Source organism: uncultured Fretibacterium sp. (genome assembly GCF_963544685.1).
In the GTDB taxonomy this organism is placed as follows: Bacteria; Synergistota; Synergistia; order Synergistales; family Aminobacteriaceae; genus CAJPSE01.
On the sequence record NZ_CAUUGJ010000061.1, the window covers coordinates 1 to 13,978 of the forward strand.

General features: G+C 65.3%; 14 protein-coding genes. 1 reads left to right on the forward strand and 13 read right to left on the reverse strand.

Annotated elements, in window-relative coordinates; translation table 11 throughout:
• Positions 1 to 874: YafY family protein (locus ABLA28_RS07005; protein ID WP_347713058.1), on the forward strand; the 874-nt coding region annotated here is incomplete at its 5' end.
• A 47-nt stretch (positions 875 to 921) separates the two neighbouring features.
• Here ABLA28_RS07005 and ABLA28_RS07010 read toward each other — a convergent pair.
• The 13 genes from ABLA28_RS07010 to ABLA28_RS07070 all read right to left on the reverse strand — a co-directional run bounded on the left by ABLA28_RS07010 (position 922) and on the right by ABLA28_RS07070 (position 13,950).
• Positions 922 to 2,202, reverse strand: a complete 1,281-nt coding sequence (locus tag ABLA28_RS07010; RefSeq protein WP_314718717.1) for an L-serine ammonia-lyase, iron-sulfur-dependent, subunit alpha — start codon at positions 2,200 to 2,202, stop codon at positions 922 to 924.
• A gap of 219 nt (positions 2,203 to 2,421) precedes the next feature.
• Positions 2,422 to 2,703, reverse strand: coding sequence for a hypothetical protein (locus ABLA28_RS07015; RefSeq protein WP_299301374.1), 282 nt, complete (start codon positions 2,701 to 2,703; stop codon positions 2,422 to 2,424).
• Positions 2,704 to 2,743: 40 nt separating this feature from the next.
• The gene (locus tag ABLA28_RS07020) at positions 2,744 to 3,292 is read right to left on the reverse strand and encodes a DJ-1 family glyoxalase III (RefSeq protein ID WP_347713059.1); all 549 of its coding nucleotides are present in this window, start codon (positions 3,290 to 3,292) and stop codon (positions 2,744 to 2,746) included.
• A 161-nt stretch (positions 3,293 to 3,453) separates the two neighbouring features.
• Positions 3,454 to 4,767 (reverse strand): C40 family peptidase, encoded by a 1,314-nt coding sequence (locus ABLA28_RS07025; RefSeq protein ID WP_347713060.1) that lies wholly within the window; start codon positions 4,765 to 4,767, stop codon positions 3,454 to 3,456.
• Positions 4,768 to 4,819: 52 nt separating this feature from the next.
• On the reverse strand, positions 4,820 to 6,010 hold the full coding sequence (locus ABLA28_RS07030) for a DUF819 family protein (protein ID WP_314718711.1): 1,191 nt from the start codon (positions 6,008 to 6,010) through the stop codon (positions 4,820 to 4,822).
• A 22-nt stretch (positions 6,011 to 6,032) separates the two neighbouring features.
• Positions 6,033 to 6,833 (reverse strand): serine hydrolase, encoded by an 801-nt coding sequence (locus ABLA28_RS07035; RefSeq protein WP_347713061.1) that lies wholly within the window; start codon positions 6,831 to 6,833, stop codon positions 6,033 to 6,035.
• Positions 6,830 to 8,134, reverse strand: a complete 1,305-nt coding sequence (locus ABLA28_RS07040) for a Na+/H+ antiporter NhaC family protein (protein WP_347713062.1) — start codon at positions 8,132 to 8,134, stop codon at positions 6,830 to 6,832. The genes ABLA28_RS07035 and ABLA28_RS07040 overlap by 4 nt, the downstream gene beginning before the upstream one ends.
• Before the next feature lie 95 nt (positions 8,135 to 8,229).
• The gene (locus ABLA28_RS07045) at positions 8,230 to 9,333 is read right to left on the reverse strand and encodes a dipeptide epimerase (protein ID WP_347713063.1); all 1,104 of its coding nucleotides are present in this window, start codon (positions 9,331 to 9,333) and stop codon (positions 8,230 to 8,232) included.
• 409 nt (positions 9,334 to 9,742) lie between these two features.
• Positions 9,743 to 10,084, reverse strand: coding sequence for a PepSY domain-containing protein (locus ABLA28_RS07050; RefSeq protein WP_347713064.1), 342 nt, complete (start codon positions 10,082 to 10,084; stop codon positions 9,743 to 9,745).
• A gap of 355 nt (positions 10,085 to 10,439) precedes the next feature.
• Positions 10,440 to 11,300, reverse strand: a complete 861-nt coding sequence (locus tag ABLA28_RS07055; protein ID WP_347713065.1) for an EamA family transporter — start codon at positions 11,298 to 11,300, stop codon at positions 10,440 to 10,442.
• Between the two features lie 4 nt (positions 11,301 to 11,304).
• Positions 11,305 to 12,237: a M23 family metallopeptidase gene (locus ABLA28_RS07060; RefSeq protein WP_347713066.1), complete on the reverse strand. Its 933-nt coding sequence runs from the start codon at positions 12,235 to 12,237 to the stop codon at positions 11,305 to 11,307.
• 19 nt (positions 12,238 to 12,256) lie between these two features.
• Positions 12,257 to 13,108 carry a purine-nucleoside phosphorylase gene (locus tag ABLA28_RS07065; RefSeq protein WP_347713067.1) on the reverse strand — a complete coding sequence of 284 codons (852 nt, stop codon included), beginning with the start codon at positions 13,106 to 13,108 and terminating at the stop codon, positions 12,257 to 12,259.
• A 77-nt stretch (positions 13,109 to 13,185) separates the two neighbouring features.
• The gene (locus tag ABLA28_RS07070) at positions 13,186 to 13,950 is read right to left on the reverse strand and encodes a tyrosine-type recombinase/integrase (RefSeq protein ID WP_347713068.1); all 765 of its coding nucleotides are present in this window, start codon (positions 13,948 to 13,950) and stop codon (positions 13,186 to 13,188) included.
• Positions 13,951 to 13,978 lie beyond the last annotated feature (28 nt).

Genomic DNA, 13,978 nt, shown 5'->3' on the forward strand with positions numbered 1-13,978 from the left:
GAGCGCGAAGTCGCTTGCCGGGATGTTCGAGGTCTCGCTGCGGACGATCTACAGGGATCTCGAGACGATCAACCGGGCCGGAGTTCCGATCGTCTCGTCCCCGGGGAACGGGGGCGGATTCAGCCTGATGGAAGGGTACGCGGTGGAGCGGAAGATCTTTACGGATCGAGACATAGCGGCCCTGCTGATGGGGCTCGGCAGCATAGCCGCCATGAGCGGACCGGAGGGGACGTATGCGCGGGCAAAGATCATGAGCCTGCTCCCGGAGGACCGGGCCCGGGAGGTTGCGCTGAAGTCGGGCCAAGTCGTGATCGACCCGACGCCCTGGATGGGAAGGGACAGGACAGGCCCGCTGCTGGAGCGAATCAGGACCGCGATGGACGAGGGGAGGCTCGTGGCATTCCGCTACTCCGACCGAAAGGGGCTGGAGAGCGAACGCAAGGTCGAGCCGCACCGGCTGGTCCTGAAGGAGGGGCGCTGGTACCTTCACGGCTTCTGCCTCGAAAGGGAGGACTTCCGCCTCTTCAAGCTGGCCCGGATGGCAGGTTTGCAGATTCTGGAAGCGGCCTTCGAGTTCCGGGAGGTCCCCCGATCCCACTCCGGCTTCTCGGATGCCATGACGCGCAGGGAGACCCGCATCACCCTCAGGGTACAGGAAGCTCTGCGGGACAGGCTCCTGGACTATTGCGGCCCCGAGGACATCCGGGACTGCGGGGACAGCCGCTGTCTCGCGTCCTTCCCGTTCATCGCGGACGATTTCGGCTACGCGCTCCTGCTGAGCCTCGGCCCGGGCTGCGAGTGCCTCGCCCCACCCGACGTCAGGGAGGAAATGCGCCGCAGGACCGGGGAGATGGCCCGTACGTACGGGGCATGACGGGAGCTCCGGCCGGCAAGCGCCGTCAGGGCCGAGGCTCGCTCCCGTCAACGGGACGATATGATGTCGATCAGGGTGCCGTCCACGTCCTTCATGCCCTCGACGTTGAGCCGGGCGGCGTTGACGACCGTGGCGGCAAAGTCCGAGACGTCCACCACCCCCTGCGAGACCTCCATGCCCCCGTGGGAGAGCGCGATCTTCGCGGCATAGAAGGCCTCCGCGGCGCCGGTACCGACCTTGAGGGCGCAGGACTCCTTGGCCCCGTCGCAGACCATGCCCACAATGTTGCCCAGGACCAGCTCCATCGCCTTCCTGGCCTGAAGCCCGTCCCCGCCCAGCAGCTTGACGATGCCCGCGGCGGCTCCGGCCCCCGCGGCGACGGCACAGCCGCAGACCGGGCTGAGACGCCCCATCCGGCTCTTGATGTAGCTGGTGGCCAGGTGGCTGTAGGCGATGGCGCGCGCGATCTCCTCCCGGGACTTTCCGTAGTGCTGCCCGACGACGTAGACGGGAAGGATGGCCGTGATCCCGTGGTTGCCGGACCCGGCGCTGCTCATGACGGGCATCGAGACCCCGGCCATGCGCGCGTCCGAGGCGGCCGCGGAGACGGCCTTGATCTTCGCCGCGAGGTCCTGGGCGTAGCACGGCCCCGCGGCATCCCGCACGGCGCGGCCCAAACCCAATCCGACCTCGTTCTCGAACCCGTGCCGCGAGATGCGTTCGTTCATCTCGATCCCCTCCCAGATGTAGTCCACATCGGAGGGGGAAAGCGTGTCGGCGAGAGCGGTCAGCGATTCGAAGTCGGTCTGCGCGACGACGGGGCCCACGGGGGCGGCCGCGGATGCCGACGCGCCGGGCCCCTCGGCCTGAGAAAGGGGACGCCCGTTCCTGCGGACCTCCGTGATGTTGGCGTGGGAGTCCCGGATAATCGCCGTTCCCGTCTCCTCCCCGTGCGAGGCCGTGGCCTCCACGTAGACGCCGGGGCGCCCGTTGGGCTTCAGGACGAGGCGCCCCTCCTCGATGAAGCTGCGGGCCCGCGCCAGGTCCTCCGGGGTCGCGTCCTTCAGGACCTCCAGGCCGTAGCGGCTTTTGCCGCAGAAGACCGCGAGGGCCGCGGCAATTTCGTTCCCCCTCAATCCATCGGTGCCCGGGATTCCGACGGCGATGCCGTTCTTGTAGATGCTGTTGCTGACGACGACATCCAGCTTGTCCGCCCGCCCCTCCAGCTGCTCGCAGGCTTTGGCGACGGCAAGCGCCACGGCCCCGGGCTCGGTACATCCGAGCGCGGGCCTGACCTCCTGGTGCAGAAACTCCGTAATCGTGAACATGAACCTTCACAGCCTTTCATAACACTTTACATTACATCCGTCCTGCGCCTATTCTCTCACAATTTCCCGGAATCGACACCCGGACCGGCCCGATGCGCCTTCGAACGGGGCGCGCTTCGACACAAAGCGTTCGAGCCCGGGACGGAGAAGGTCCCGGGCTCGAACATCGAGGCTGCGGCAAAAGGGGTTCCCCGCAGCCGACGCATCCGCTCGGGACGCCTAGCGACCGGCCTTCAGCATCAGGGCGTCGAACTTGCCCCCGCGCTCGTCCACATACAGGTTGGCCTCCGCCTCGGCGGCAGGGCAATACTGCATGGGGGAGGCGATCTGACCGGAGGCCGCCACCTCGCGGATCTTGGCGTCCTGCTCCTCCTTGGTCTTCAGCCCGTACTTGACCATGATCGGGCGCATCTTGCTCAGCAGGATGATCCCCGACTGGAAGTTCGTAAAGTCCTTTTCCCCCGCCTCCTGAATGCAGCGGGAAAACTCCTCGTTCGTCATCTTTCTCCACCTCAGCCTTTCGCCATGATATTCGAGATCCTCAGTGGATCAGGGGGACAAGAAACGCCTTGGACACCTCATCGGCAACCTCTTTGCCCCTGAGGAGCTCCAGCAGGCGCAGCGCGAAAAACGGGGTCGTCGCGGGCCCCTTCGCCGTCGTGATGTGGCCGTCCGTCTCCACGATCTCCTTGCCGACGACGGCCCCCGCCAGCCAGGACTCCATGCCCGGATAGCAGACGGCACGCTTGCCGGACAGGATCCCCGCCTTGCCGAACACCGCCGGGGCCGCGCAGATGGCGGCCAGGAACTTATGTCCGGCATCGTAACGCCTGACCAGCTCCAGCAGGCCCTCGTGCTCGGTGTAGGCGATCGTGCCGCCGGGCACCACCAGCATGTCGAACGGCCCGTCCTTCGCATCCTCGAAAAGGGCGTCCGCGACGACGGGGACGGAATGCTTCCCCATCACCCTCTCCCTGCCGGTCAGGGAGACCGTCGTCACGTCCACCTCCCCGCGCCGCAGGATGTCCACGGTCGCCAGGGCCTCCGTCTCCTCGAAGCCGTCGATCAGAAACAGCGCAACCTTCGCCATGATCCTTCACCTCGCTCAAAAACAGGTTTCGTCCCCCCTTTCGGGGAGCTGCGCCCTCGAATCCGCGCCGTGGGGTTCCCCGCCCCGTAAGACGGAGAGGGGCCGAGGAAACCGGCCCCTCTCGAGAAGAGTATACAACACTCGCCGGAGGGGCCGGACGCCTACGGCACCACGATGGGCTGCGCCATCTCGACGAGGTCGCTGCTGATGGTCTTTCCATCGGGACGCCAGCCGGCGTCGTTCACCAGGACGATGGCCGGGCGATAGCTTCCCGAGGCGCCGTAGAAATAGGTCGGCACGTTCCTATGGGTCGACTTCGGCGAATCGTAGAGCATGCGGCGCGTACTGCCGATCTCGACGGCCGGACCGTCCTTCCCCTCGGGATAGAGGACAGCCCGATTGGGCGTGTAACCGTCCGCACGAACATAATAGCGATAGCCCGTGACGTCCCCGGAGACGAAGGGGAGCGCGTAGAAATCCCTCACCACGATCGCCTTGGGTTCCTCCGGATAGGCGGTACCCCACGCGTAGACGGCCGACGGCCTGGCGAGGTCCTCGCGGTAGTCCGGGTCGCCGGGCAGCAGGGAATTGATCCGGGTATCGTAGGAAGAGCCGTTGGCATGGGCGTATTTCCCGTTCCCCAGATAGAGTCCGACGTGCCCGCCCCAGAAGATCAGGTCGCCCGGCTTCGCCCGGGCCAGGGTCTCCGGCGTGTAACGGTCGTCGGACATCCCCGCCAGATGCATCAGCGCAATCGGATACCCGACCTCGGGTTGGGAGTTCCGGTAGATGTCCAGTCCGTTCAGCATGTACGCCATGGCGGTGAACCCGGAGCAGTCCACGCCGTAAGGGGTCTTGCCGCCCCAGCGGTAGCTCGTCCCGAGGTAGAGCCGGGCGTCCTCGATCAGGTTCGCGCGGGTCTGCGTCTCATCCAAGCTCCCCCACCTCCGGACCGGACGCACCATCTCCTTGCGAATCCAACCCTTCGTTCCTCCAAAGAGCTCGGTCTCGACCCACCGGGGATCCTCGGCGTCGGGGGCCCCGATCTTCAGGTACGCCCCGCGCGGCAGGGTGATGACCGGCGGATAGGCCTCGGTTGCGGCTCCGGGAAGCACATCCGCAAAGGGAGCGATCACCTGATGCGTCACGGACGCACGCCACGCCTCGGCCTCCCTCTTCGAGACGATCCTGAGGTGCGCCTCCTCGATCAGGGTCTCGTAGCCGTACTGCATCCGAACCTCGTAAAGCCCTTTCTCGTCCTTGTCCTTCAGGATCTCCGCAATCATGCCGTAGAGCGCCTCGTCGTCCCGCTCCCCGTCGTACAGGGTCGGCGCCATGGCGGAGATCACGACGGCCCGCAGATCGGAGAACTGCGGGCCCTTGGAGTCGCCGCCGCAGCCCGTGGCCCGTGCCGGCACCGCAAAGCCCAGAAGGAACACCGCAGCACAGGCGAGAACCCTTTCCATACCGTTCATTCCAAACCCCCTCCTTACATAAAGAAAAGCCTGCATCCCCTCCGCGGTCCCATCAGACCATCATGGAGAGCATCTTGGCGACGGCCAGCCCTCCGAACGTCCCGAAGATGTAGCCCATGAGGGCCATCAGGACGCCGATGGGGACGAGCGTCTCCTTGTAGGCCGCGGCGACCAGCGGCGCGGACGCCACGGCGCCGATATTGGCCAGGCTCGCCGTGGCGCAGGTGAAGAGGTCCAGCCGGAAGATCCTGGCCAGAATCGCCATCAGGACGGCGTGGACCGCCAGGATGAAGAACCCCGCCATCAGGTAGTACGGGGCATCCGTCAGCTCCTTGAAGTTGGCGCGCGAGGCTATGAGACAGATCATCAGGTACAGCATGGACATGGAAACCTGGGAGCTGCCCGGCACCCTCCCCAGGGGCGTCGCCGCGCAGACGATGCCCAGGATCGTGGCGAACACGACCGACAGGGTGCTGGCGGACAGAAAGTCGTTCTTTCCGAACATCTCGATGAGTCGGGGCGACGCCGAAGCCGCCGCCGACGAGGAGAGGGCCGAGGCCATGAAGCCGAGCCCGAAGAGCAGGGCGATATCCGCGGCCTCGATGTTGCTCCGCACCTTCTCCTGGTCGGCCGCAAGCTGGGTCCCGAGCTCGTCGATCAGGTGCGTGTCCGACTTCGTCCAGCGGTTGAACGCATGGGCCAGGGGGACCGTGGCCAGCAGCAGTATCACCCAGATGGAGTAGTTGACGTTGTCGATCAGCAGCGTGTAGCCCATGGCCGAATCGTCGATGCCCAGCGCCCCCTGGATGGCGACCATGTTGGCCGTCCCGCCGATCCAGCTTCCGGCAAGGGCCCCGAAGGTCTTCCAGGCCTCGGGCGCGAAGCCGTCCTTCATGAAGTAGAACATCACCGCGAACCCCGCCATGATCGTGAAGGTCGCGCTGAAGAACCCCAGGAGCATCCGCGGCCCCAGCCTCAGGATCTTCCGGATGTCGCAGCGCAGCAGCATGACGAAGATCATCGCCGGAATGATGTGTCCCCGCACGGTCTTGTAGGCCATCTTGACCTCGTCGTTGGCCGCCCACAGGTCGAAGGTCGCGAAGAGCATGCAGCCGACATACAGGATGACCGGCGTGGGGATGTACCGGAAGAAGGCCGTGTCCTTGTACTTCATCTCCAGACTGGCCACGATCCCCGCAAAGAGCGTCAAGGACGCGATGTACATGAAACCGCTCGCAATCATACCGTCCACCTCCGCAGATTTTTCATCTCGCCAGGCGTTCCGCCCCGAAACGTTCGTAAACGATGCTGCCGACCCGTCCGCAGAAGCGGCAGCCCGCCTCCCGGCCGGCCGGGCCGGCTGTGAGCGCCACGGCGACGACGGGACGCCCCGTGCGGTGGAAGAGGATCCCCGCATCGTGCTCGTGTTCCGGAAGCTCCCCCGTCTTGTGCGCCAGGAAGGCCTCCAGGTCGTCGGCATCGTCGAAGGGGATGCCGGACGCGAATTTGCTCACGTTCTTCTGGACCGACAGGAGGTCCAGCATCCGGCCGCCGCGCTGCGCCATGCGCACCAGCAGCTCCCCCGTCTCGCGGGCGCAGGTGTAGTTGTCGAGCCCCCGGCGGCGCGCTTCGAAGTCCAGCATCTTTCTCCCCAGGACCGTGTGCGCGCACCCCAGGTTTCGAATCGAGGCGTTGACGGCGTCGATCCCCAGGCGGTCGATCAGGATGTTCGCCGCCGTATTGTCGCTGACCGCAAGCATGAGGAGCGCCAGGTCATCCAGGCGGAGCCGCGCCCCCGGCAGGGCGCGGTGCAGCACCCCGCCCTCGACCGCCGCGCCCGGGGAAAGCACGGCCTCCTCGGAGAGCGCCAGGTCCCCGGAATCGGCGCGCTCGAACAGGTGCCACAGGATAAAGAGCTTGATGAGGCTGGCCGAGTGGAGGCGCGTGTCCGCGTCGTACTCGAACCGTTCCCCGCCCGCGGTATCCAGGACGAAGACCGAGGCCCGTCCCGGGAAGTCCCGGCAGGACCGTTCCAGCTCCTCCGTCCAGCTTCCCGCTGCGCTCAAAGCAGATACCCCCGCAGCAGCGCATAGAGCGTGGTAAAGAGGACGATCAGCCAGCCGTTGCAGAGGACCGATTTCAGGTCGTCCGACCGCGCCAGCCCCATCTGCCCCTGCATGTCGCCCTCAGGAATGGCGAAGGAGGTCATCTGCGAGCCCACCAGCAGCACGATGACCCAGACGGTCATGGGGATGTTCATCGACTGCGCCAGGGTCAGGAACATCTTGTTCAGCACCTCGGCCTGGGCCACGGCGGCCCCGGGGACGCCGAAGACGCCCACCAGCGTTGTCATGGCGACGAAAGCGGCGCGGCTGCTCTCCTGAACGTAGGGCGCGAGGATCTGAGAGATGGCCTCGAAAGCCCCGGCGGCGGAGATGAAATTGATGAAGGGATCAAGAAGCACGAAGAAAAAGAAGAGCCAGACCAGGTTCTTCGCGCCCTCGCAGACCGACTCGATGATCTCGGTCACGCCGAGCCCTCCCGCGATGCCGGTGAGGAAGGCGGTGATCCCCATGATCGGCAGGACGAAGGTCGATCCGCCCTCGATGAGGATGCCGTACACGACCAGGACCACCATGGAAACGAGGAACACGACCGCGGCCCTCGACGCCACGCGCGGCTCCGCCGGATGCGCCGAGGCCTCCGTGCCGTCCGCCGCCTCATAGGCGTTCCGGCCCCGGTATCTTTTCTGCACCACACCGGCCCAGAGGAACGTGGTCACCCACATGATGAGCGATACCGGGATCCCCGCGTTCAGGAGGACCTGAGGATAGGAGAGCCCCGTGAACTCCATCAGGGCCACCATGGGAGGCGTAAAGGGCCCGAGGAACAGCCCCGTGGCCCCGGCTCCGTGCAGCAGCACGGCCATCGCGTTGGGGGTCACGCCCACGGAGGCCGCGATCGGGATCAGAATGGGGGCCAGGATCGCGTTCCCGCCCGCCATGGTGCCCAGAAGGCTGACGATGACGACCGAGCAGATCATCACGACGGCAAAGGCCTTGCGCTCGGAATCGACCTTCATCCTGCTGGTCACCATCGTCACAAGGATATGGACGACCCCGGTGCGCTTCAGAACCTGCCCCAACCCGCCCCCCAGGAGGATGATCATCCCGATGTAGCCGAGGAAGGAGCCCAGCCCGCCCCTGATGCCCTGCGCGACCTCCATGATCCCGTGCCCGCCGATGATCGCGGCGGACACGATCCCGACGAGGACGGCGAAGATCTGCCCGAACCGGCTGAAGCAAAGCGCGATGTAAAGCAACAGGGGCACCAGGCCCCACAAGGACGGCGACGCCACAGTTTCCATAGACAATTCCCTCCCAAATAAAGTCGTGGGACGCCCCGGGAGGCGCTCCCCTCCGTTCCCGATGCGCTACTTCACTTTTTCCCAGGTACCGGCCCCTATCCCTCGACGCTCTCTCCCCATGCCACGCCCTCGACCGAATCGATGCCCAGGCCCGGGGCATCGTTCAATTCGAGGACGGCGCCGTCGTAGATCACCCCTCCCCTCACGGGATCGGACGCACAGAGGATGGGCGGGTCGAGGTCATACTTGGTCACGACCCGGCGCGCCATGGCCAGGTGCGCCGCGGCCGTCACGGAGACCTTGCTCTCCATCATGGCGCCGATCATGCACTCCATCCCGGCGGACTCGGCCATCCCGCAGATCGTGAGGGCCCCCGAAAGGCCGCCGCTCTTCATCAGCTTGATGTTCAGCATATCCGCCGCGCGCAGCGAAATCAGACGCAGGGCGTCCCGGGGGGAGTAGACGGACTCGTCCGCCAAGATCGCCGTCTCGACCGCATCGGTCACCCGCTTCAGCCCCTCGATGTCATGAGAGGCCACCGGCTGTTCCACCAGCTCGATATCCAGCCCCTCGTCCTCCATGTACCGGATGGTGCGTATCGCCTCCTTCGGCGTCCATCCCTGATTGGCATCGACCCGCAGCAGGACCTCGGGCCCCACGGCACGCCGCACGGCCCCGATCCGCTCCATATCCAGGCGGAAATCGATGCCCACCTTGATCTTCAAGGCGTCGTAGCCGTCCCGCACGGCCTCGACAGCGTCCCGCGCCATCTCCTCCGGCGCGTTCAGGCTGATGGTGTAGTCGGTCGTAAAGGTTCGCTTCGTCCCGCCCCAGAGGCGGTAGAGGGGCTGTCCGCAGAGTTTGCCCCAAAGGTCGTGCAGGGCGATGTCCGCGGCCGCCTTGGCCGAGGTGTTGCCCACCGCGGAGTGCGCGACGGCCGAGACGGCGTCCTGCAGTTCGCTCACGTCACGGCCGATCAGGGCCGGGGCGATGCGCGTGGCCAGGGTACAAGTGATGGACCCGTCGGTATCGCCGGTAATGGCCGCCGTGGGAGGCGCCTCGCCGTAGCCGACGGCCCCCGTGTCCGAGACCAGGGCCACGATGTTCGTGGTCACGGTGTCGGTGCTGCGGAGCGCGGTCTTGAAAGGCTTTTTGAGGGGGATGGACAGCGTGCCCAGCCTCAGCTCGGTAATCCTCATGAACGATCCTCTCCTATGCGTATTCTCCTCCGAAAAACAAAAAACGGACTATTGTCCTGCCGCGTGGACAAGACCTTCGCCCGCTGATTTTGGCTCCTATGCACGAAAAAAAGACGATACTCCTCCCCGAGCCCCGCCGAGGGCGGCGGCCTCTCCGCCGACGAGGAAAGCGGCTCGCAACAAAAATTTAATGCAGTAATTTATCTCACAGGTAGAAGTTTTTGTCAATGAAGATGATGTTGTTGCCGTCGTTCTGTGGTAATGCAGCCGCGCTGTATATGGTGGTCCCCAACCAGAGGGCCACTAAATTATATTCGCTTCTTCCTCCAATCCGCTGTCTCGCCTCCGGGGAGCAGTATAATCATATCCGCAACCCGGCTGGGTAGACTCGGCCCTTTCTTCCGGCTGACTACTCGTCGTCCAGTTCGGACTCGACGATCGCCCCGGACTGGGCGTCCACGAGCACATCCATTTTCCTTCCATTGGCATCCTTATACTCCACCTCGTAGACCAGCCTTCCATCCTCCCAATCCAATCCCTCGGAAAGAATCTGTGCGTCGGGCCCCAGATTGGCCTGTTTCCTGACGATCGCGATGGCCTCATCCTCTGTGATCTTCACCATCCGTGCCTTTTCGCCTCGACCGTCGCCGGCAAACGTGGCAGCCGGCATCACGGCAGAGGCCAGCAAAAGCACCGCAATACCCGCCGCCGCAATTTTCTTCCCCTTCAAAGATACAAACAGTCTCCTCATCGTTCCATCCCGTTTCTCGTGTACGGTCCCATTCTCCATGTCTTTCATCCTCTCTTCCTCATCGAAAAATAAGGCAAATCAAAGAATCCTCGGACGTCGTTCCTTCCCCGATCCGCGTCTCCCGTTATACGCTTCACTCTTCGACCATCCGCCTCATCTCCCTCTTTGCAGACAAGCCCAACGAGGTCCTCAAAAAACATATAGCGAAAACCTGAATCTTTTCTGAACTTTTTCGCCTTCCGAGTATTATACCGGGCGGTAAAAAATAAACGCAGTCCTACGTCAAAGGACTGTGAAAAAGATCCCCGATGATGAACGGGCTGAAGGGTACGAATGGCCAAGGTCGGAGGGGATATCAGAGCAGCAGGACCAGCGTGCCCGCGACGACCGCCACAAGGCCCCAGACGGCTTTCGAGGACAGCCTTTCATGGAGGACCAGGCGGGAGAAGGCGACCGTGACGAGGATGCTCAGCTTGTCGATGGGGACCACGACGCTGGCGGGACCGTCCTGCAACGCCCTGTAATAGCAGAGCCAGGAGCCGCCCGTCGCCAGGCCCGACAGACAGATGAAGGCAAGCTCCCCTCTCGGGATCCCCCGGACCATGCTCAACTTCCCCGTGATCCCCACCATGCCCCAAGCGGCGGCCAGCACGACAGCCGTGCGTATCGCCGTGCCCAGGTTGGACTCCACGCCGGAGATGCCGACCTTTCCCAGGATGGCCGTCAGGCCGGCGAACACGGCGGAGCCCACGGCGCAGGGAAGCCAGCCCATCCCCCCGGCCGGTCCGGGACTCACGTCCTTCCTATCGATCATCAGAAACGTCCCCACGCCCATCATCAGGATGCCCGCCGCCTTGACGGGGCCGATCCCCTCGTTCAGGAACAGGGACGCCATCACGATGGTCACGATCGTACTCGACTTGTCGACGGGGGTGACCTCGTTGACGGTTCCGAGCTGCAGAGCGCGAAAATAGCACAGCCAGGACGCGCCAGTCGCAAGGCCCGACAGCACCAGGAACAGCAGCGTCCTTCCGCCGATCCGGCCGATCTGCGACTGCGAACCGGCGACGAAAACCATCAGCAGCGCGAAGAGCAGGACAACGAAGGTACGAATGGCCGTCGCGACGGTGGAATCCGTCCTCCGAACGCCGCACTTCGCCAAGACGGACGTCACCCCCGCGAAGAACGCCGAGGCGAACGCCAAGAGGATCCACACGGCCTCAGTCCGTATCGATCTCCTCGCGCTCCATCCCGTTCAGCATCGCGGCGATGTTCGTACTGAACAGGGGGAACGGATCGACGTACTGCCCCGCCAGACACAGGCCGTAGTGCAGATGCGGGCCTGTGATGCGCCCCGTCGCGCCGCTTTTCCCCACGATCTGGCCCTTCTTCACCCGATCGCCCTTCTTCACCCCGATCTCGCTCAGGTGAAAGAACACGCTGAGCACGCCGTTCCCGGAGTCCACGTAGATGCTCTTGCCGGCGTAGTAATGGTCCCCCGTCAGGACGACGGTCCCGGAGAACGGCGCCGCGACCGGGGTCCCCACCGCGGCCCGAAAATCCGTCCCGGCGTGGGGGCTCCGCGGCGTCCCGTTGTAGACGCGCCGAAACCCGTAGCTGCTGGTGACGACGCTACGGATCGGGTACTGCGGCGGGGTCGACCAGAACCGCTTCACCGTCATCGTCCTCTTGGCCACTGCGGCGAGCGCCGCCTCCCTCTTGATCCGAGGCTGATCGACCTTGGAGGGAAAGACCATCTTCGGGCTAACCTTGAGGTGCTCCTCGGGGTACTTCCGGGCCACGAGGCGCACCGTGCCCGTAACCCTGATCCTCTGCCCGTTCTGGATGAACTCGAAGACCAGCGGGTACTCGCCCGGCTTGATGTCGCGGACGTAGGAGCCCAGCAGGCCGTAGGAGACATAGCCCTCCCCGCCCTGTTCCACATCCAGCGAGACTGTCCGGCCCAGCCAGGTCACCGAGGGGTTCCGGTACTCCACGGCCGAGGAGAGGGACAGGGCGAATGCCTGCCCGACGTCCCAGTTCGACGGAAAGGTCACGAACGCGCTGCCCCAGGCCGGGCAACAGAGCAGAAGCCAGAAAAGGATTCCCAGGCCCCACGAAGAACCCGGGAACCCCCTCTCGAGGTTTTTCATCCCCGCGCACCCGGACGGACTAGCGGCCGCCGGAGGCCAGGGCGCGCAGCAACCCCCGGATCAGCAGCGCCAGGGAACGCGACGACTCCGCCATCACCCGAAGCACTTCCTCCTCCGTAAGGTGCTCGTCCCCCATCCCCGAGGCCCTGTTCGCCACGCAGGAGAGCACGGCGGTCTCCATCCCCATGGCGTTCGCGACGACGACCTCGGGCACCGTGGACATGCCCACGAGGTCCGCCCCGAGGGTTCGGGCCATGCGCACCTCCGCCGGCGTCTCGTAGGAGGGGCCCATGAAGGCCGCGTAAACCCCCCGCTTCAGGGTCAGGCCGGCCCCTGCCGCAGCCATATCCAGAAGCTCCAGGAGCCGCGGGCTGTAGGTGTGGGTCATGTCGGGAAAGCGCACGTTCCACCGCGGCTCGGAGGGCCCGACAAGGGGATTCGCCCCCATCAGGTTGATGTGGTCCCGAACCGCGGCGATATCGCCCGGCACCAGCTCGGGGTTGACCCCGCCCGAGGCGTTCGTGGCCACGTACTGCCGAACGCCCATCATCCCGAGCACCCGGACGGGAAAGGTGACCTCCCGCATGGAATAGCCCTCGTAACAGTGCACGCGGCCCTGCAGCAGGATCACCGGGCACCCCTCGAGCATCCCCATCACCACGCGTCCGGCGTGGCCGGGCGCCGTGGAGAGCGGCCATCCGGGGATCTCCGCCGCGGACAGGATGCGGGCATCCTCCACCTCGTCGGCGACGGACCCCAGGCCGGACCCCAGGACCACGGCCGCGCGGGGCTTGAAGTCCCCGGCCGCACGGCACAGACAATCGAGCGCCTTCATGGCGCGGTCGTAACCGCACAGTTCATCGTCCATCATTCAAACAACACTCCTTCCGGCTCCATCAAAGGCCCTCGGGCCTGGAAAATCGACAGAAAAAGCAAAAAAGTCCCTCCTCACGCCCTGGGGTGAAAGCGGTCGTACTCCGTCCGCATCTCGCGGTCGAAATGGGCGTAGACCTGCGTCGTCATGATCGACGCGTGCCCCAGCATCTCCTGGAGCGTCCGCATGTCCATCCCCCGGGCCAGCAGGTGCGTCGCGAAGCTGTGCCGCAGGATGTGCGGATACAGGCGGGACCGTGCGATGCCCGCCGCCGCGCCCCGGCGCCTCAGGATGCGCCAGAGGTCCTCGCGGCGCAGGGGACGGCCCAGGCGGGACAGAAACACGTGCCCGTCCCCGAGGCGGTTCAGGTCGTGACGCGCGGAGTCCAGGTAGAGCCGGACGCTCCGCGCCGCCGCCCCCAGAAAGGGCACGACCCGCGCCTTGTTCCCCTTGCCGAGGGTCCGCAGCAGCCGGGAGTCGAAGTCCAGGTCCACGACCTCCAGCCCGCAGAGCTCGCTGGCCCTCAGGCCGCAGCCGTACCCCAGCTCGACGATGGCGAGGTCCCGCACGTCCAGAGGCCGCGGGCCGCGGCAGGCGTCCAGCAGGCGCCCGATCTCCGCCTCGTTCAGGATGCGGGGCTCCTTCCGGGTCCTGCGGGGGAGCTCCGGCAGGGGCAACTCCTCCTCGTTCCCCTCCTCCATCTCGACGAAGCGCATCCAGGAACGGATCGCCGCGACCGCGCGCTGCTGCGTCGAACGGGCCTTGCCCTCGGCCGCGAGGTCCCGGCGGAAGGCCGCGACGTCGTCGGGGGAGGGCGGGTAGCTGTCTCTTATACACATCTCCGAGCCCACGAGACGGAGCTACATC